The organism is Streptomyces sp. CA-243310 (genome assembly GCF_050936775.1).
Classification (GTDB): domain Bacteria; phylum Actinomycetota; class Actinomycetes; order Streptomycetales; family Streptomycetaceae; genus Streptomyces.
This window is the reverse complement of sequence record NZ_JBNJMF010000002.1, coordinates 140263-158532: the sequence shown is the minus strand read 5'-3', so window position 1 is coordinate 158532 and position 18270 is coordinate 140263. Positions and strand designations below refer to the sequence as shown.

Below are 18270 nucleotides of genomic sequence, written 5' to 3'. Positions count from 1 at the left end.
AACGCAACTGGGAGTTGCAATGGAGCCTGCCGGTTCGACCCCGAAGCGTGCCCCCGCCGTCGGGCGAGGCATCAGGATGCGCAGGGCCGTGCTGGAAGCAGCCCTGATCGAACTCACGACGACGGGGTACACGGCCCTGACCGTGGAGGGCGTCGCCCGACGAGCAGGTGTGCACAAGACGACGATCTACCGGAACTGGAAGGACTCCGACGGCCTGGTCGTCGACGCGCTGACGAGCCACTTCGCCACGGACATCCCGATTCCCGACACCGGTGCCGTCGAGAGCGACCTGCGCGTCCTGGCCCGCTCTCTCGTCGCCACCATGACCACGCGGGCGGGCCGGGCCCTGCTGAGCACCGTCCTGTCGGACGCCGTGCGCATCCCCCGGCTCGCCGAGGTCAAGCGGACCCTCTTCGAGGACCGGTTCCGGCGGGCGGAACCGGTCGTCACCCGAGCCGTCGAGCGCGGCGAACTGCCTGAGGACACGGATCCCGCCGAACTCCTCAAAGCCCTCGTCGCACCGATCTACTTCAGGCTCGTGTTCACCGGCGAGCCGGTCGACGACACGACGGCGGACCGCTCCGTACGCGTCGTACTGGCCGCCGCGAACGCCGGTGCGCTGACGGCCCCGTGAGCCGGCACCGGCCGCTTACGCGTGCGTCGCCGGGTCCGGCCACCGAAGCCGCTCGCGGGTCCGGCCACCGAAGCCGCTCGGCGGGGTGGGGCCATCACCGCTCACCCCCGACGGCCGCCCGTCCTTCCGCCTGCCTTCCGGCGCGCCTTCCGTTCCGCCTTCCGCCCCGCCCTCCTCTCCTCGGCGCGCCGCCACTCCTCCGCCCGCCGGGCCCAGGCCGCCGAGTCGATCCGCGGCGGGTGCGCCTTCGACGCCTCCAGGTGCACCGTCCGCATCCACAGGACGACTGCCGCCAGCAGGAAACAGCCCGCCAGCCCCAGCACGGCGTCGACACCCTCGGACCGGGACGCGGCGTCCGCGCCGAAGAACGCGGGCGGACCGTCGACGACCATGCTCACCCACCAGGCGAGGGAGGCGTTGAACGCGAGCAGGGCCGCCCAGTACAGGACCCGAAGGGACCTCGCCGGGCCGCTGCCCAGGGGGCGGATCAAGAGCAATCGCCGCAACCTCCCCGGCCCTCCGTCCTGGCGGTTCGTCGCGGCCTCGAACCGACGCACGGACGCGTAACACTCGTCCAGCCAGCTGCCCGGCCCCGGGTCCGCGGTCGGGGCCGCGGCCGCGGTCGGGTCCGCGGTCGGCGCGAGTTTCTTGGCCTCGATCCAGCTGATGATGAACTGGACCTCCATCTGCGCCTTCTCCAGGCGTCTGCGGTAATGATGGTCGGCGCTCCGCGCCTCGCGACGGTCCCTGATGACGATGCTGATCCCGCCCACGAGGCCGGTGATCACGGGCACGAAGAACGGTGCGAACGACACCAGGGACTCCACACCAGGCACCCGAACGCCTCCTCCCCGGTCCGGCTTTGACTCAGGGCTTTCCCTCCAGCCTCGCACCCTCCACGACAGGCGCCACCGCGCGGCTCGGTGCCCCGGGCACGCGGACGGTGGGCGAGGGCCCGAACCGAGCGCGGGGCGGGTTGTGGCGCGGCGCGTGTACCGGAGGGGTGAGGGGCCCGTCGGAGATCTGCGAAGGCGCCCGGCGGGGACAGGCGCGTGCGAGGGGCCGCGTCGTCCCCGTGTGTCACTCCGGGTTCACGGGGGTGGGGGCGGGCCACGGGTGGTCGGGGGTCACGATGGAGGTGACGGTGTGCGCGACGAGGGAGGACAGGTTCTTGTCCTGGTGGTTGACGTTGGAATTGAGAAGGATGACGAGTACGGCCTTGTCGTCGGGGTGCCGGACGGCCACCGCCTCGTATCCGGGCAGGTCTCCGTTGTGGCCGATCCAGCCGGCGGTGTCGAGGACGCCGAGGCCGTAGGAGATGCCGGGAACGCCGGTGGGGAGGGTCTTCAGGCGTTCGGCCTGCGTCTTCTTGGTCAGGAGCTTTCCGTCCAACAGGGCCGGCGTCCAGGCGCGCAGGTCGTTCATGTCGGAGACCGCCGCGCCGGTGGCCCAGGCCCAGGAAGGGTTCCAGGCGGTGGCGTCGGTGATGGCGCCGTCGGGCGTGAAGTCGGTGTATCCGTGGGCGTGCGGGTCGGGGATGGCGGCCCCGGTGGGCAGTGACGTGCTCTTCAGTTTCAGCGGCGCGAACACGTGCTCCTGGAGGTAGTCGGAAAGGTGCCGTCCGCTCACCTTCTCGACCAGCATGCCCAGCAGGATCAGGTTGGTGTTGCTGTACTGCCATTTCGCGCCGGGCTTGAAGGTGGGCGGGTGGGCGAAGGCGATGTCCAGGAGACGGCGCGGGTTGTAGGCGCGCTCCGGGTCGTCGCGCAGGTCGGTCTGCCACTGCTTGTCGTCGATGTAGTCGAACAGGCCACTGCGCAGTTCCGCGAGTTGGCGAACGGTGATGTGCTCCCCGTTCGGGACGCCGGTCACGTAGCGGGAGATGGGGTCGTCGAGGCCTACCTTGCCCTGGTCGACGAGCTGCAGGACACCCGTGACGGTGAACGTCTTGGTGATGCTGCCGACCCGCGAGTAGAGGTCGGTCTTCATCGGTGTGCCGGTCTTGGTGTCGGCGACGCCCAAGGACTTCACGTACGAGCCGCGGCCCGGGATCCACAGCCCGACCGTGACACCGGGCAGGCCGGTCTCCTTCAGTAGTTTCCCGAGGGCCCCATCCACCCTCTCCACGGTGGTCGCGTCGAAATCCTTCGCGGGTGCGGAGCCGTGTCCCGCGGGGGCGGTGCCCGTGCACAGGGCGGCGAGAAGAACGGCCACCGTGGCGGGCACGGCCGCGCGGCGGCGGCGGGGCGCGCGGGCGGGCCGGGACCTGGACATGGCCGGTCACCTTCGATCCGGAGAAGCCCGGACGCCATCGGACCCCCGAGGGCGTCCCACCCATCGTAGGTCTGTTCCGGAAGGGAGGCAGGACTGCCCGTCCCAGGCAACGCTGCGGGCTGTTCGCCCCCACGGCTCGTCCGGATCTCGCCCACCCGCTCACCGCATCCTGCGTCCACAAGGAAATTTCGATGTCGGGGTCGCGAATGCACGATGAGACCCCAAGACCATGCTCAAGTGCGACTTCGTATGAGGGGTGCTCGTCGAAGCCCTTCGCCCGGATCCCCCAACGTCAGGAAGACAAGGAGGGCAGTGCCTTCGTCCTCGGCCTCGGTCTGGGACTGCTCTACGTCCCCTGCGCCGGACCGGTCCTGGCAGCGATCGGCCCTGCGCGGGAAAGCGGTTCTCATCGACTTCTGGACGTACTCCTGCATCAACTGCCGGCGGAGCCTGCCCCACATCCAGGCCTGGGACCGCGCCTACCGCGATGAGGGCCTGACCTTCGTCGACGTCCACTCACCCGCGTTCGCCTTGCCGTCGCCCGCGCGAACCTTGACCGGGTGGTGAACTCATCGGGCGTCGTCAGGCGGCGGGTTGCTCGGTCGCGGGCTCTTCGGTGCTGTGGGAGTCGGTCAGGCTCAGCGCGCCACCAACCGTGATCAGACCGACGGCCACTGCGAGCAGGGCGTAGGTGATCCGTTCGCCGTGGAAGAACGACGCGACGAGGTCACTGCTCCAGGTGCCTGCCGGGAGCTGAGTGGTGACCAACGCGGCGATCAGGGTGCCGACGACAGCGGTTCCGACGCTGGAGCCGACCTCCTGGGCGGTGTCGTTGAGGGCCGCGCCGATGGAGGTGCGGTTGCTCGGCATGGCGTCGACGAGTGCGATGGCGCAGATCGTCATCACGGTGCGCAGCCCCACGGTCATGAGCACCATGCAGACGGCGATGGCGGCGTAGCCGTGGTCGACCCCCCAGGAGAGACCTGCCAGCGATCCGGTCAGGCAGGCCGCGCCGGTCAGGCAGGCGATGCGGTGGCCGAAGCGGCGCGCGAGCCACTCGGACAGGGGAGTTGCGGCGATCATCGTGACGATGATCGGCAGGTTGGCCAGGCCGGCCCGTACCGGGCTCCATCCGTAGGCGTACTGGAAGTGGAGGATCAGCCCGAACATCACGCTGGCCATCGCCATCGACGTCCCGATCTGCGCGATGGCCGCACCGCGGACGGTGCCGCGTGAGAACAGGCTCAGATCCAGCATGGGTGCTGCGTTGCGCCGCTCGTGTCGTACGAACGCGATGGCGGCCGCGACGGCGCCCGTGATCGACGCGAGGGTGATCGCGGAGAGCCAGCCGTGTTCAACACCGCTGGTCAGCGAGTAGCAGGCGAGTCCGATGGCGCTGACGCTGAAGGCGGCGCCGGGCAGGTCGAGCGGGTCCTTGGTCAGATCCTCCGGTCGGTCGGCCGGGACGCCGAGTCGCACGCCGATGCAGGCGGTCACTGCGATGGGAGCGTTCACGACCAGCAGCCACTCCCACCGCAGATGAGCCAGCACGGTGCCACCGAGCAGCGGTCCGAGGACGAAACCGGACATGCCGACGATGATCATCAGTGTCATGGCGCGCATCCGCAGGGCTTTGTCGTCGAACAGGCGGAAGACGAGAGAGTTCGTGATCGGCGCCATCGCCGCGGCGGCGATGCCGAGCGCGGCCCGCAAGGCGATGAGCTCGCCGGCCGTGGTGACGAGGACCACGCACAGGCTCAGCGAGCCGAACACGGTGAGACCGATCAGGAGCACCCGGCGGCGGCCGAGGCGGTCGGCCATCGAGCCGGCCGTGAGCAGCAGCCCGCCGAAGGTGAGGGAGTACGCCCCGGTGACCCACTGCAGTGCGGTCGTCCCGCTGCCGAGGTCGCGGCCGATCGTGGGCAGTGCGATGGACAGCAGCGTGTTGTCGACCATCTCGACGAAGAAGGCCAGGCAAAGGGCGGCCAGTGGTACCCACGCGGCGCGCAGGGACGGATAGGTGCGTGGCGGGGTGTGAAGTGTGGCGATGCTCATGGAGGCCCTTCCATCGAACGGCGTTCGGTCATCGAACGACGTACGAGAAGATAGAACAACGTTCGATGCTGCGCAAGATGTGATTGGATGCAAGCCATGGCACGCCAGCAAAACCGATCAAGCGAGGGACGCCGACGGGCCTCGCACTCGATGGAATCCGTCCTCACCGAGGCGGTCGCCCTGCTCGACGAGGCCGGCGCACCGGCGCTGACGTTCCGGGCCCTCGCGCAGCGCCTCGGCGGCGGCGTGGCCAGCATCTACTGGTACGTCGCGAACAAGGAGGAACTGCTCGACCGCGCCACCGACCACGTGATCGGCGCGGCACTGGCCGACGTGGAGAAGCTCCCGGGCAGCGGCGACCCGATCGACGACCTCCGCGCGATGGCGGTGACGCTGTTCGACGCGATCGTGGAGCGGCCGTGGCTGGGCTCCTACTTCATGCGCAACACCGTCGTCCAGAGCAACTCCTTGCGCCTGTACGAGAAGCTCGGCCAACAGACCCTCCGTCTCGACCTCAGCGCGCAACAGCGGTTCCACGCCGTGTCCGCGATCGTGGGAGTCGTCGTCGGCTCGGCCGTCGACCTGGGACAGGAACCGTCCCAGGAACTCCTCGACGGCGCCGTGGACCGCGACGAGTTCCTGGGCCGCCACGCCCAGGCCTGGCGGGAACTCGACCCCGAGGACTTCCCCTTCGTGCACGAGATCGTCGACGAGTTCGACGGCCACGACGACGTCGACCAGTTCCGCTCCGCACTGGAACTGACCCTGACCGGCCTGCGTCTTCAGGCAGGAGCCTGAACAGCCCCGCTTCCATGCCGTCGCCGAGCCGAGGCTCGCCACGCCGCTCCTGCGCCTCGGCCTCAACGGCGCCCAAGTCGCCCCCGCGCGCGACATGGCGTTCGAAGCCGACGGCGGGGCGCAGGGAACGTGGTCTTCCGTTGCCCCGACTGTCAATCACCTGTCAATTACCACGGTGCTGTTCGAGCGACTGGATCGGCCCGGCCGACAGCATGCTGGTGTGGAAGGTGCGGCGGTAGGACCTGGAAGCGACGCATTGGCGGGCGGGAACGATCGGGAACGATGACGCTTCGCATCCGGGCACGGGTCGTGGTCGCGGTGACGACGTCGGCGCGGGCAAGGGCAGGAGCCGCGGCCGGCACGCCAGTCCACGCCTTCGCGGGCCCACCGGACGCCCTGCACTCCGGAGCCCGCGGCCTGCCGGCCGCACGCGATGCCTGACGCCCGGTCACCGGGCCCCTCAGAACGGGGCGGGAGACGCCGTGAACCGGTCCCGGACGTCCCCGGCGAGGTCGATCCCCGCGGGGTCCAGCGTCAGGACGGGAGAGCCGGGCGACAGGTCGAAGCGGTCGAGCTCGGCCCACAGCAGGCCCGGGCTGGTGGCCAGTTCGAAGAAGTACCGCTTGTGGGTCAGGTCGCAGACGGTGCGGTATTCGGTGTTGTAGGTCCGGAACCGCCCCTCGCGGTACGGCGCCCCGAACGGGACCGAGGAGTTGCGGGTGACGGCCAGGATCCCGGCGACGGCTTGCCGGTCGTCCGCCGGTTCGGGCAGCAGCGCACTGAAGTAGGCGGCGCGCTGGAACCGGTCGACCGCGTTGACGTTCCCGGGCAGCGGGACCTCACTGCTCGGCCCCTCGTGCCCGAGCTCCCGCACCAGACGCACCTGTTCCCGCAGCAGGCGGAGCTGTTCCTCGTAGGCGGGCTCGTTCGTCATGATCGTGTAGCCGCGGTCGTGGTGGACCTGCTGCCGGCCCCCGACGTACTCGATGATCGCGGAGTCGCCCGACGCGTCCTCCAACGCCACGTGCACCGTGGCCCGGAAGCCGCGCAGCTCGACCGGTACCAGCTGGCAGGCATCGAGCAGGTCCAGGGCCTCCCGCACGGTGCCCGCGACGTCCAGCAGGTACTGGATCCACAGGGCGATCTGCAGGCCCGGTCGGGCGGGATCGCGGGGGCCCAGGTCGGTGCTGTCCAGGTACAGCATGTGGGCCGCGAGACCGGCTTCATTGAGGCCGTCGGCGGTGCCCTCGCCGTAGACGGTCGTGACCAGACTGCCGTACCGGCTCGTCCACAGCAGCGGGTTCTCGCCCACGACGGTGGTGCCCGCCAGTGCGCCGCCGTCGCGATCGAGGCCGCGGGGGAAGACGGTCAGGACCGGCTCGGTCGACTCCGGCCAGTCCATCGTCCGGCCGGAGAGCACGGCGTGCTCGTTGGTGTTCCACAGGATCCGCGTGCACATGATGGGTCCTCTCTTTCCACGGATCAGGACTGCCACGCGCGAGGGGGATCCGCTACCCGACCGGCCTCGAAGTACCTGATCGGCCCTCACGGCGGACGCCTGGCGCGGCGCCGGCAGCGGCGGGCGCCGTGTAGCCACACCCTCGGAACTCGCGGTCGAGAGCCTGCAAGGCCGGCGCACCGCCGATACCGCCGCCTCCCGCCCACCTCCGTGGCCCAGCCGTGCGACCCTGGACGCAGGGGTCAACGACGACACCGCCGCCTGGCCGTCAGCGTGTCCCACTTCGAACGCGAAGAGCAGCTGCGAGCCGGCTGGAAGTCCGTTTCCCGCCGGTGAGCCGGCGTCCCCGGCATCGCGAGCACAGGAGCCGTCGGAGAATCCATCGCCAGGTCGGCGGGTACTACGGCTCGGCCTCCAACCGCCTCTGACGACGGCCCCTACTGCGAGACCCGGGTCGAAGCGCAGACATCAGTTCCTGCTGGTGATGGCTGTGTCGGGGGTTTGGTCCTGTTGGTAGATGTCGGGGATGCCGTCGTGGTCGGCGTCGACCGTTTCCTCTTCGTACAGGTGGCGGTAGATCTTGTTGCGCCGTCGCAGCAGGACGGCCGCGACCGCGGCGGCGGTGAGGGAGGCGATGAGGACGGCGGCCTTGACGTGCTCGCCGGTTTCCTGGCCGGGGAAGGCGAGTTCGCCGACGAGTAGCGCGACGGTGAAGCCGATGCCGGCGAGGACGGAGAGGCCGAGTACGTCGGCCCAGGCCAGGTCGGGGTTGAGGCGGGCCTTGGTGAAGCGGGCGGCGAGGTAGGTTCCGGCGAAGATGCCGATCACCTTGCCGGCGACCAGGCCGATGACGACGCCGAGCGGTTCGGGCGTGGTGAACACCTTCGCCAGCGCCGGTCCGGAGACGCTGACGCCCGCGGCGAAGAGCGCGAACAGAGGAACGGCGACGCCCGCGGAGAACGGGTGGAGCAGGTGGGATACCCGGCCGGCGGGGGAGACGTTCTCGTCCTTGTCGCGGGTGGTGCGCAGGATCAGGCCCATGGCGACGCCGGCGACCGTGGCGTGGACGCCGCCGTTGTACATCAGCGCCCAGATGGCGATGCCCAGCGGTACGTACCACCACCAGCCGCGGACCCGGAACCGCTGGAGCAGGTAGAAGAGCCCCAGTCCTGCGAAGGCTCCGCCCAGCGCCCAGAAGTTCAGATCGCTGGTGAAGAAGACCGCGATGATGAGGATGGCGCCGAGGTCGTCGACGACGGCGAGGGTGAGGAGGAACGCGCGCAGGGCGGAGGGGAGGTGGGTGGAGATGACGGCGAGGACGGCGAGGGCGAAGGCTATGTCCGTGGCCATCGGCACCGCCCAGCCGTCGAGGTTTCCGCCGCCGAGAGCGGACGTCATGGCGTAGAGCGCGGCGGGGACGGCCATGCCGCAGACCGCGGCGATGACGGGGAGTGCGGCGGTGGCGGGGGTGCGGAGTTCACCGACGACGAGTTCGCGTTTGAGTTCGATGCCGGCGACGAGGAAGAAGACGGCGAGGAGACCGTCGGCGGTCCAGTGGCCGACGGACAGGTCGAGGCCGAGGGCCGGTATCCCGAAGTGGAAGTCGCGGATCTGCTCGTAGACGTCGCCCAGTGGGCTGTTGGCCCAGATCAGGGCGACCAGGGCGGCGCCGAGGAGGACCATGCCGCCGACGGTCTCGGTGCGTAGCGCGGTGGCGATGGCCTGGCGTTCGGGCCAGGGCAGGATGCCGAGGAACGGTGCGCGTTCGCGTGGGGCGGCCATGGGCGTTGTACCTCCGGGGCGTCGGCGGAAGAGGGCATACGGCCCCTGGGACGCCGACCAGACTTCCCGGCACACCCCGCGCCCGGCTGACCAGCAGCCTCTTTGACGCGTTCTTTACACTCTAGCCGGGTGCTGTCGATCTCACCAGAGGGCTTTCCACCTGCTGAAACGTGTACGTGTGGGTGAGCGGGCCCGCCGTCCACCAAGGCGCGAGGTGGAGGGCGAGCCCGCTCGAGGAGCCGGGCCGCGGGGGCGGTCAGACGGTGGTCTTCACCGGCTCCTGGTCTTGGTCCTCGGGGGCTTCGGTGTGCTCGCCGGCGTCGCGACGGCGGACGAAGTCGAGGAAGCTGTTCAGTTCGCGCTTGACGACGGGGGCGAGCAGGTACAGGCCGATGATGTTGATGACGGCCAGCATGAACAGCACCGCGTCGGCCATGTCGATGAGGGTCTGAAGCGTGAGCAGCGAACCGGCGACGGCGAACAGGGTGTACATGACCTTGAAGGTGAGCTCGCTGCCCTTGCTGCGGCCGAACAGGTGCGTCCAGGCCTTCATGCAGTAGTAGCCCCAGGTCAGCACCGTGGAGATGGCGAACAGCATCACCGCGATGGTGAGGATGTAGGGGAACCAGGGCAGGACGGTGCCGAAGGCGTCGGAGGTGATGGTGACGCCGCCGATGGACTCGCCCTTGCGGGCCTCGCCCCAGCTGGCCGGGTTGGCGATCACGATGGTCAGCGCGGTCATGGTGCAGATGACGACGGTGTCGATGAAGGGCTCCAGCAGGGCGACGAGGCCCTCGCTGGCGGGGTGCTTGGTCTTGACCGCGGAGTGGGCGATCGGCGCGGAGCCGAGGCCGGCCTCGTTGGAGAACGCGGCACGCTTGAAGCCGATGATCAGCGCGCCGAGGACACCGCCGGCGACGCCCTCGGGGTTGAACGCGCCCTCGATGATGCTGGAGAGCGCGGCGGGAACCTCGGCGACGTTGACCAGGATGACGACGAGGCAGGCGGCGATGTAGATGCCGGCCATGGCGGGGACCAGCTTGCTGGTGACGGAGGCGATGGAGCGGATGCCGCCGAGAAGCACGATGCCGACGACGGCGGCGATCAGGATGCCGAAGAACAGGGCGCCGGAGGAGGAGCCGATCATGCCGTCCTCGCCGCCGGTGACGGACACCAGCTGGGCGTAGGACTGGTTGACCTGGAACAGGTTGCCGCCGAAGAGCCCGAAGAAGAGGATCATGACGGAGGCGAGCAGGCCCAGGACCTTGCCGAGCGTCTTGCCCTTGGCTCCGAAGCGTTCGGCCAGGCCCTTGGGCAGGTAGTGCATCGGGCCGCCGGAGACGGTCCCGTCGGCGTGGACCTCGCGGTACTTCACGCCGAGGGTGACCTCGACGAACTTCGTGGCCATGCCCAGCAGGCCGCAGAGGATCATCCAGAACGTGGCGCCGGGGCCACCGATCGAGACGGCGACGGCGACCCCCGCGATGTTGCCGAGCCCGACCGTGCCGGAGACGGCGGCGGTCAGTGCCTGGAAGTGGTTGACCTCGCCGGCCGACCCCTTCTCGTCGTACTTGCCGCGCACCACGTTCACGGCGAGCCGGAACTTGCGTATCTGGACCAGGCCGAACCAGCCGGAGAAGACGAGGCCGGCGACGACGAGCCAGGCCACGATCAGCGGGAGATCGGTGCCTCCCACGGGCACGGAGTAGAAGACGATCTCGCCGAGCCACTTGGCTATGGGCTCGAAGAAGCCGCTGACGGCATCGTCTACGGAGCTGGTGATGGAGTCGAGTGACATCAGGCTTTACCTCGATGGCGCAGAACCGGCGCTGTGCGGTGCGACGGTTGTGAAGGCGGGGCATGAGCGAACGCCGATGTCCGATCGGCGACCCGGGCTGTCTCGGTCCGCGGACTCGGACCGTGACCTCCTGGTCGTGCAAAGCCGGTGCGTGCCGGCATTCCGCGGTCCGGCGAGGGGTGGGCCGAAAGCGGAGTTGGGCATTCTTAGCACGCCCTTTACCGATCCTTTAGTGACGTGGATCACGGGAATGCTTGCCGGTCGCAACTTTCCGGGGGTCGGTGATGCGATCGTTATCCGGATCTGAGGTTCTGCTGAGCGAACGGATCAGGCTCCGGAGGCGCCTCGCAGAACCCCGAAGGCCTCGTCGACGAGGTCCGGCAACTCTCGGGCGCCGTCGTTCTCTACCCAGAGGGTGAGTGCCGTCGTCACGGCCGCCAGGGCGGCGCCGGCAAGGACCCGGACGGTCGGCTCGCTCTGCCCGCGGCGGGTGACGCAAGTGGATCACCGCACGGCATCCTGAGACCGTGTCCTCGATACCCACGCACCCCCAACAGCCCTACGCCGCAGGCCGGATGGTCATCTGCGGCGACGACGGCCTCGCCCGCCGACTGGCAGCCGAGCTGCGCGACGTCTACCGGGAGCACGTGACCCTCGTGGCCCCCGCGACCGTTGGTCCCGAGCCGAGCGCGGCGCGGCGACCGGACCTCCTCGGACGCGTGCCCGTCGCGAGGGGGCGGTCCCGGGTCGGGGCGCGCCTTGCCGAGGACGCATTGCGGGTGCTGGACGCCGCCGAACCGGACGAGGAGGTGCTGACCGCGGCCGGGGTGGCGGAGGCCGCCGCGCTGGCCCTCGTCTACGAGGACGACGAGATGAACGTACGGGCCGCCCTGGTGGCGCGGCGGCTCAACCCCCGGCTGCGCCTGGTGATCCGGCTCTACAACCGCAAGCTCGGCCAGCACCTGGAGGAACTCCTCGACCAGGCCGCCATGGTCGCCGAACCCGGCATCGACCTGCGCGAGCTGGATTCCTCCACCACGGTCCTCTCCGACGCCGACACGGCCGCGCCGGCCCTCGCCGCCTCGGCGATCGCCGGCACCGGCAAGGTGGTACAGGCGGACGGCCTGATCCTGCGCGCGGTGGAGCGCACTCCGCCCGGTCGGGGCGAGGTCGCCGACCCCGGCCTGTGCACCCTGGCCCTGCTCTCGGCTACCACGAGCGACCCGGCAGGAAGCGAAGGCTCGGAACTGAGCGGGGACCGCGGCCCCCAACTCCTCCCCGACGCCGGCGCCGTGACGGCCGCAACCGGGCGCGGCATCGTGGCACTCGAAGCGGTGGCGTACGAGGGACCGGCGCGCGGGGGCAGGGGGCCGGCTCCGGTGTCCTTCCCGCTCTCCTCGCTCTTCTCCCGACGACTGAACTGGTCCCTCGCCGGAATCGTGGCCGCCGTCGCCGCGCTTGCGGTCGGCGCATGGGTGGCCACCGGGGTTCCTCCGCTGCACGCCGCCTACGTCACCCTGCTCGACATCTTCGCGATCAACGACCCGGCCGTCGAGGAGCCCCCGGAGCGGAAAGTCCTCCAAATCCTGGCCGGGTTCGTGGGTCTGCTCCTCCTGCCGGTCCTCGTGGCGGCGGCACTCGAAGGCCTCGGCGCATTCCGCACGGCCACCGCCCTGCGCCGACCGCCGCGCAGGCTGTCCGGCCATGTCGTACTGCTCGGGCTGGGCAAGATCGGAGCGCGTGTGTTGGCCCGGCTGCGGGAGCTCGACATCCCCGTCGTGTGTATCGAGTCCGACCCCGAAGCCCGGGGCGTCGCGCTCGCTCGCCGCCTGCACGTCCCGGTGGTCATCGGGGACGTCACCGACGAAGGCGTGCTGGAAGCGGCCCGCATCCACCGTGCCCACTCCCTGCTGGCCATGACCAGCTCGGACACCACGAACCTCGAGGCCGCCCTGTACGCGCGTTCAGTGAAGCCCGAGGTGCGGGTCGTGATGCGGCTGTACGACGACGACTTCGCCACCGCCGTCTACCGCACGCTGCGCGCCGCCCATCCGGGCGCCCTCACCCGCAGCCGCAGCGTCACCCATCTCGCCGCACCCGCTTTCGCCGGCGCGATGATGGGCCGCCAGATCCTCGGCGCCATCCCGGTGGAACGCCGCGTCCTGCTGTTCGCGGCGGTCGAGGTGGCCGGGCATCCGGAGCTGGACGGGCGCACCATCACGGAGTCCTTCCGCCCCGGCGCATGGCGGGTCATCGCCCTGGACACCGCGTCCCCGGACGATCGTCGCCCTGACCTTGCCACGGCACCCGGCGACGACGCCGTACGGCATCCTGCCCTCGTGTGGGACCTACACCCCGGCTACGTCCTCAAGCCCCAGGACCGCGTGGTCCTGGCCGCCACCCGCCGCGGCCTCGCCGAGCTGCTCGGCCACGGACGGGTGAGCCCCCCGGTGCCTGAGCGGCCGGCGTGATGAAGCGCGGCCGAGGAAGACGCCGGCGGTCGGATCCAACTCGGCGTCCACTACCCGTGGGACGCCGCCGACGGCCTCGGCCTCGGTGGCAACGTCGTGGGCCACGCGTTCACCACCAAGCGCCGCACCTTGTGACGCGCGCCGAGGGGGGCGGGCCTGTACCCCGCCCCCGCGGCATGGGACGCTGGGCCTGCCTGTTCCTCCTCCCTGCCAGGAGATCCTTCGCATGCCACGCCGAGCCCGGCCCGGTCCGCTCTCGCCCCTGCTCGCCTTCGGGATCATCCTCACGGCGGCCGGAGCGGTCATGTACGTGCTGCCCGGCACCCCGGGGATGCCACTCCTCGCGCTAGGAGCTCTGGCCCTGGCGGCCGCGGTCGCGGTGTGGCTCGCTTCGCGCCGGCGTTGAGGCGGAGCGGCCGTAGGAGCTGCGCCATCGGCCCGGGCACGGCCGAGCCGAACCCGTGCCGACCAAGACCTGACGCCCCTTGCGAGGAGGCGCTCGCCGGCCGTGGCCCCGTGGCCTTGGCGCGATGGCGTACGGAGTGCCGTCGGTTTCCGTCACGAACGGGCGGGCAGATCAGAGCCGGCTCGGAACTTCGAAGGGACGTCCTCACTCCGTGGCGCCCTCAATCGCTCCAGCCGAGAGGGTGGATCGCACGGTCCTGAACCGGTGGTTCCCCGCCGGCGTCGCTGAACGCCGTGAGGGCGTCGACGAGCGCGGTGCGCTGCATCGGATCCATGCGTTCCACGATCGAAGTGATCTCCGCACGCCGACGCGCGGTGACCTGTTCCACGAGACGTCGTCCGTTGTCCGTGACCGTAAGCGCCGTCTCGCGACGGTTGGTCGGATTCGTCTGCCGGTCGGCCAGACCTGCCGCGATCAGCCGGTCCACCATGCGCATCGCGGTCGACGGATTCACCCTCAGCAGCTCCGCCAGCCCAACCAGCTTGGTCGCTCCACGCGTGGTCAGCACCACCAGCATGCGGAACTGTGGGAGGGTCACCCTGTCCTCGACCGAGGACAGGGAACGGGCCGAGACGGCCACAAGGAGCCGAGAGGCGGTCAGGACGGCGCGGGTCACGTCGTCCACGTCGGTGCCGGACACGGGATCCGCCGGCTGCGGGTGCTGGGTCATGCCTCTCTTTGTACCGCTCGTCGGCCCTTCCCCGCTGACCGGGCTGCCATCAGCAGCGCAGAAGCGACAGGGCGGTCACCGGACCTGATCATCAGGGCGGGGCCACGGGAAGGGACCGTCGAGCCGTCCCAGAGCCCAACGGAGTGCGGGTACCAGGAATCCGACGGCCGGGGTGCGGCCATCCGCCGGTCCGCCGGGCGGTGTTCGGTAGTTCGGGTACCGGGTGCGCGCGGCGCATCGCGGACGCGTCGGCCGGCGGGCAGCAGCCGGACAACGCCGCTCCGGATGGGCACCATGAGGCTCGATCAGGCGGTGGGACAGCGGTGTCGGGCACCGGAAGCGGTGACGAAAGCGGTCAGCAGACGGTTCAGCGGCGCCCGGTCGTCAGTGCCGGGCTGCCCGGAAGTGCCGTCCGACGAACGATCGTTGGTGCGGGCGAGTTTGAAGTACGCCGTCCCGATGCGATACCGGCCCGGCGCGGAACTCACGGCCGCCGGAACGTTGCCGACACCCGGCAGCCACCGCGAATCGGGCCCATACACGTCGCCTTGACCGTCGCCACGCAGGGCAGCCGCGACATCCATGGTCTGCGGGCAGGCGCCTGCCAGGACTGGCGCAGGATCGTCCACCTGATGGCTGCCCGGCGGGCCGCGTCATCGCGCCGTCGCCGCTCTCATGCGACGGGTGCGGGGGTATGTGTTCCGGTGGCGCCGTGACGGAGCGCCCGTTGTGCCCGTGCGAGCCTGCGGATCCCTTCGGTCAGTTGCTCGGGTGAGAGCGTGTACGGCAGTCGGATGTTGCGTTCGAAAGCGCCTCCGACCCCGAAGCGTGGGCCTGCCGCGATCGTCACCCCGTGGTCGGGCGCCACGGCTGCGAGTCGCGAACTGATGGGCTCGCGGAACGTCGCCCAGAGCGTCACACCCCCGACCGATTGCAGGGTGTGGACGTCCGGGAGGTATTCGGTGAGTGCTTGCCTCAGGGCTTCACGTTGCGCTTTGAGGTGCCGGAGCGAGTCGGACCGCCGCGTCTGATGTCCATTCAGAAGCACTGCTGTCGCGAGCTGTTCAACGACGGGGGTGCCCAGGTCCGTGGTGGGACGGGCTTGCGCGACGCGGTCCAGGAGGGAGGGCAGCGCGCGGATCCACCCCGTGCGCAGGCCGCCCCAGACGCTCTTGGACACCGAGCCGATACTGATCGCTGTCGGCATGTGCAGGGCCAGGGGTTCCGGTCGCGGAACGTCCAGAGCCAGATCGGTCATCGTCTCGTCGACGACGGTGGGGCACGTGAGCGTGAGCTCTCGGCGTACGCCCACGGGCATGCACATTCCCGTCGGATTGTGGAAGTCGGGGATCAGGTAGGCCAGGTGCGCGGCTCGCCCCGCGGCGTAGAGTTGCTCGATGTCCCAGCCGGCAGAGCCCACCGCGGCTCCCACGGGGACGGGCAGGAGACGGGCGCGCGCCTCGGTGAAGGTTGTGATCGCGTGCGGGTAGGTCGGATGGTCGACGAGGACCGTGTCGCGCGGCGAGACGAGTACGCGCGTCAGGAGCGCCAGCGCGTGCTGCGCGCCGTTGGTGATCAGGATGTGATCGGGTCGGGTGGGCAACCCCCGCCGTTCGTACCACCGGGCCACTGCTTCGCGCAGCTCCGCGGTGCCGTACCGGTCGTAACCGTGCCGCTCGAAATGGCGTGGCAGCTGTTCGAGCGCCGTCGCGAACGCCGCGTGGAGGATCTCGACGGGCGCGGCCGGCGCGGCGAACGACAGGTCGATGGTCTCCGCGTCCGTGCGCGGCGGGTTGCGGGGTGTCGTGTCGCCGGGCAGCCGTACCGTCGCCCTGGTACGAGCCTGAGTGGCGAGGTATCCGTGTTCGACCAGCGTGCGGAACGCGGCACCCACCGTGGTCCTGCTCGTGCCGAGTGCGGTGGCCAGGTCGCGCTCGCTCGGCAGGACCGCACCCAGGCAGACGCGTCCGTCCAGGATGAGCAGACGCAGCCGGTCGGAGAGCCGTTGGTGCGCCGGCCCCGGCCCCTCCTGCCACGTCCCCAGCATTCGGGCCACCGCGTGCGAGCTGATCTTCACCCGACCAGCATAGGCAATCTGGCTATGGAACCCAGGGCCAGATGACCCGGAGACTCACCGCATGACACCTCCGGCACTTCCTTCCTCCACGGAACGCACCCCCGCCACGGCTCCTCACGACCTGCCCGTGACACCCCTGATCCCGCGCATGAACGCGTTCGCCCAGGTCCGGGCAGCCCGGAAAGCGCGTCGCATCCCCCAATTGCTGCTCGGCCTGGCGGGGTACGGGGCCGCCGTGATGCTCCTCGTCCAGTCCGGACTCGGCGCCGCCGGCTGGAACGTGCTCACGGAGGGGACGGCCAAGTCCGTCGGAATTTCCTTTGGTTGGGCGACCAACCTGATCTCACTGCTCGTGCTCCTGGCATGGATCCCCCTGCGGGAACCGCCCGGGCTCGGCACGCTCCTCAACGTGGCGATCGTCGGGTTCGCCGCCGATGCCACGGCTGCCGTGCTACCCCAACCCCAGGGGCCACTCACCCGGATCGGATACCTCGTCCTCGGCCTGGCCGCACTCGCGTTCTTCGACGCGCTCTACCTCGGCGCGCAGTTCGGCTCGGGACCACGCGACGGCATCATGACCGGACTCGTACGCCTCACCCACTTGCCTCTCGCCGTGGTCCGCACCGGCATCGAAGTCATCGTCGCCGGCGCCGGCTGGCTACTGGGCGGAACCCTCGGAGTCGGAACGGTACTGATCGCACTGTGCATGGGGCCTCTCGTCGGCTGCTTCCTGCCCCTGGTGGCGGTCCGCCTTCCCGAGGCTTCCGCGCCCACCACACGGCGCAGCCGATGAACTCCCACCGCACCTACCGCTCTCACCCGCCCCCGACCGTCACGAACGGCCGGCCCAGGCCTTGGCTCAGCGGTCGCGGATCGTGTGGGAGTGCGCGGATGGGCACTCGGTGACGGAGGTGTCGCGCCGGCTGCGGATCGCTCCCGACACGGTCCGCAGCCGGCGGCGTCGTTTCGGCTTCTTGACGCAGGTGGTGCCGGTCATTTGGGAAGGGTGGACGCGACATCGTCCAAGGTGGCATCAGTGACCAACCCGGTGTCCTCCAGCACATCCATGTGGTCCTGGACGGTGGTGTTGGCTTGAGTCGCAAGTCGTCTCACCAGGGAGTTCTTGGTGGATGCGCGGACCTCACCGATGGTGATGAACACCTTTCCGTGGGACGAGCGGAGCAGGTCCACGAAGAGTTGGTCGAAGGCGCTTCCCCGAGTGCTTCGCAACTGGTCAACCCAGCGTTGTTGTTCGGCTGTGGCTTGGTCGGGGATGGGTACGTGGAGTGCCTCGGAGTCCTCGCGGACCAGTTGATCGAGCTTGCTGTGTCCATCGAGCAGATGCAGGCCGGCCCGCTTGATCGCTTCGCTCGATGCGTTCGTCTGGGCGAGGCGGCCCGCCGGTATCTCCCACAGTCCGGCCTGTCGGACCTTGGTGAGGAAGGTCTTGTCCAACGCGTTGACCGCGTCGGTGTCGGCGGCCTGAGGCACTGCGAGGCCTGAGCTCGACGTCGGGAGGTTGGCGGAAGCCGACTCGTCGACTGAGTCGTTCTTGAGCGAGAGCCACCCGGCCGCAGTGGCGATGACCGCCACGGACGCGACAGTCGCGGCCATCAGGCGGCCACGGCGATGACGGGACGGGGGCCGGGTACTGCGCGCATGAGATTTCATCATGCCTCCTGGAGTGCACGACGGTTCGCCGGCGCCGGCGCTGTGGCGCCCGGAACCTTGGGCACGGCCACGCTAACCTTTGCCCTGGGCAAACAAATTGATTTAGCGATCGTGC

Annotated in this window: 15 protein-coding genes and 1 pseudogene; 6 read left to right on the top strand and 10 right to left on the bottom strand. The window is 69.9% G+C overall.

Annotated features, from left to right (window positions below; all coding sequences use genetic code 11):
• Window positions 1–88 precede the first annotated feature (88 nt).
• Entirely contained in the window at window positions 89–634 is a 546-nt protein-coding gene (locus tag ACQEVM_RS18200; RefSeq protein ID WP_433080291.1) for a TetR/AcrR family transcriptional regulator, read from the top strand.
• Between the two features lie 101 nt (window positions 635–735).
• On the opposite strand, the gene ACQEVM_RS18195 is transcribed toward ACQEVM_RS18200, so the two are convergent.
• The 3 genes from ACQEVM_RS18195 to ACQEVM_RS18185 all read right to left on the bottom strand — a co-directional run bounded on the left by ACQEVM_RS18195 (window position 736) and on the right by ACQEVM_RS18185 (window position 4963).
• A complete protein-coding gene (locus ACQEVM_RS18195) occupies window positions 736–1470 on the bottom strand; it encodes a hypothetical protein (protein WP_433080289.1) in 735 nt (244 codons plus the stop codon).
• 244 nt (window positions 1471–1714) lie between these two features.
• Window positions 1715–2908, bottom strand: a complete 1194-nt coding sequence (locus ACQEVM_RS18190) for a serine hydrolase domain-containing protein (protein ID WP_433080287.1) — start codon at window positions 2906–2908, stop codon at window positions 1715–1717.
• Window positions 2909–3490: 582 nt separating this feature from the next.
• Entirely contained in the window at window positions 3491–4963 is a 1473-nt protein-coding gene (locus ACQEVM_RS18185; RefSeq protein WP_433080285.1) for an MFS transporter, read from the bottom strand.
• 150 nt (window positions 4964–5113) lie between these two features.
• On the opposite strand from ACQEVM_RS18185, the gene ACQEVM_RS18180 reads away from it, so the two are divergent.
• Window positions 5114–5761, top strand: coding sequence for a TetR/AcrR family transcriptional regulator (locus ACQEVM_RS18180; RefSeq protein WP_433085253.1), 648 nt, complete (start codon window positions 5114–5116; stop codon window positions 5759–5761).
• A 460-nt stretch (window positions 5762–6221) separates the two neighbouring features.
• Here the strand turns inward: ACQEVM_RS18180 and ACQEVM_RS18175 are convergent, their stop codons facing one another.
• The 4 genes and pseudogenes from ACQEVM_RS18175 to ACQEVM_RS18160 all read right to left on the bottom strand — a co-directional run.
• Window positions 6222–7220, bottom strand: coding sequence for a linear amide C-N hydrolase (locus ACQEVM_RS18175; RefSeq protein WP_433080283.1), 999 nt, complete (start codon window positions 7218–7220; stop codon window positions 6222–6224).
• A 468-nt stretch (window positions 7221–7688) separates the two neighbouring features.
• A complete protein-coding gene (gene nhaA / locus ACQEVM_RS18170) occupies window positions 7689–9002 on the bottom strand; it encodes a Na+/H+ antiporter NhaA (RefSeq protein ID WP_433080281.1) in 1314 nt (437 codons plus the stop codon).
• 256 nt (window positions 9003–9258) lie between these two features.
• Entirely contained in the window at window positions 9259–10800 is a 1542-nt protein-coding gene (locus tag ACQEVM_RS18165; RefSeq protein WP_433080279.1) for an alanine/glycine:cation symporter family protein, read from the bottom strand.
• A 327-nt stretch (window positions 10801–11127) separates the two neighbouring features.
• A pseudogene (locus tag ACQEVM_RS18160) lies at window positions 11128–11268 on the bottom strand (hypothetical protein); the annotation flags it as partial.
• A 107-nt stretch (window positions 11269–11375) separates the two neighbouring features.
• Here ACQEVM_RS18160 and ACQEVM_RS18155 point away from each other — a divergent pair.
• Window positions 11376–13271 (top strand): potassium channel family protein, encoded by a 1896-nt coding sequence (locus ACQEVM_RS18155; protein WP_433085251.1) that lies wholly within the window; start codon window positions 11376–11378, stop codon window positions 13269–13271.
• A gap of 226 nt (window positions 13272–13497) precedes the next feature.
• Window positions 13498–13677 carry a hypothetical protein gene (locus ACQEVM_RS18150; RefSeq protein ID WP_433080277.1) on the top strand — a complete coding sequence of 60 codons (180 nt, stop codon included), beginning with the start codon at window positions 13498–13500 and terminating at the stop codon, window positions 13675–13677.
• A gap of 220 nt (window positions 13678–13897) precedes the next feature.
• Here ACQEVM_RS18150 and ACQEVM_RS18145 read toward each other — a convergent pair whose 3' ends face one another.
• Both ACQEVM_RS18145 and ACQEVM_RS18140 read right to left on the bottom strand, forming a co-directional pair.
• On the bottom strand, window positions 13898–14407 hold the full coding sequence (locus ACQEVM_RS18145; protein ID WP_433080275.1) for a MarR family winged helix-turn-helix transcriptional regulator: 510 nt from the start codon (window positions 14405–14407) through the stop codon (window positions 13898–13900).
• A 673-nt stretch (window positions 14408–15080) separates the two neighbouring features.
• Window positions 15081–16484, bottom strand: coding sequence for a PLP-dependent aminotransferase family protein (locus ACQEVM_RS18140; protein WP_433080273.1), 1404 nt, complete (start codon window positions 16482–16484; stop codon window positions 15081–15083).
• A gap of 61 nt (window positions 16485–16545) precedes the next feature.
• Here ACQEVM_RS18140 and ACQEVM_RS18135 point away from each other — a divergent pair, with 61 nt between their 5' ends.
• Both ACQEVM_RS18135 and ACQEVM_RS18130 read left to right on the top strand, forming a co-directional pair.
• Window positions 16546–17277, top strand: a complete 732-nt coding sequence (locus ACQEVM_RS18135; protein WP_433080271.1) for a YczE/YyaS/YitT family protein — start codon at window positions 16546–16548, stop codon at window positions 17275–17277.
• A gap of 82 nt (window positions 17278–17359) precedes the next feature.
• Complete coding sequence (locus ACQEVM_RS18130) at window positions 17360–17524, top strand: hypothetical protein (RefSeq protein WP_433085249.1); 165 nt, start codon at window positions 17360–17362, stop codon at window positions 17522–17524.
• Here the strand turns inward: ACQEVM_RS18130 and ACQEVM_RS18125 are convergent.
• Complete coding sequence (locus ACQEVM_RS18125; RefSeq protein ID WP_433080269.1) at window positions 17478–18077, bottom strand: DUF4142 domain-containing protein; 600 nt, start codon at window positions 18075–18077, stop codon at window positions 17478–17480. The two genes, ACQEVM_RS18130 and ACQEVM_RS18125, sit on opposite strands and share 47 nt — an antisense overlap.
• Window positions 18078–18270 lie beyond the last annotated feature (193 nt).

Coding starts and splice junctions, on each gene's coding strand:
- ACQEVM_RS18155 (WP_433085251.1), top strand. CDS start 11,376: ATGGTCATCTGCGGCGACGACGGCCTCGCCCGCCGACTGGCAGCCGAG.
- ACQEVM_RS18135 (WP_433080271.1), top strand. CDS start 16,546: ATGACACCTCCGGCACTTCCTTCCTCCACGGAACGCACCCCCGCCACG.
- ACQEVM_RS18145 (WP_433080275.1), bottom strand. CDS start 14,407: ATGACCCAGCACCCGCAGCCGGCGGATCCCGTGTCCGGCACCGACGTG.
- ACQEVM_RS18190 (WP_433080287.1), bottom strand. CDS start 2,908: ATGTCCAGGTCCCGGCCCGCCCGCGCGCCCCGCCGCCGCCGCGCGGCC.
- ACQEVM_RS18180 (WP_433085253.1), top strand. CDS start 5,114: ATGGAATCCGTCCTCACCGAGGCGGTCGCCCTGCTCGACGAGGCCGGC.
- ACQEVM_RS18175 (WP_433080283.1), bottom strand. CDS start 7,220: ATGTGCACGCGGATCCTGTGGAACACCAACGAGCACGCCGTGCTCTCC.
- ACQEVM_RS18185 (WP_433080285.1), bottom strand. CDS start 4,963: ATGAGCATCGCCACACTTCACACCCCGCCACGCACCTATCCGTCCCTG.
- ACQEVM_RS18150 (WP_433080277.1), top strand. CDS start 13,498: ATGCCACGCCGAGCCCGGCCCGGTCCGCTCTCGCCCCTGCTCGCCTTC.
- nhaA (WP_433080281.1), bottom strand. CDS start 9,002: ATGGCCGCCCCACGCGAACGCGCACCGTTCCTCGGCATCCTGCCCTGG.
- ACQEVM_RS18165 (WP_433080279.1), bottom strand. CDS start 10,800: ATGTCACTCGACTCCATCACCAGCTCCGTAGACGATGCCGTCAGCGGC.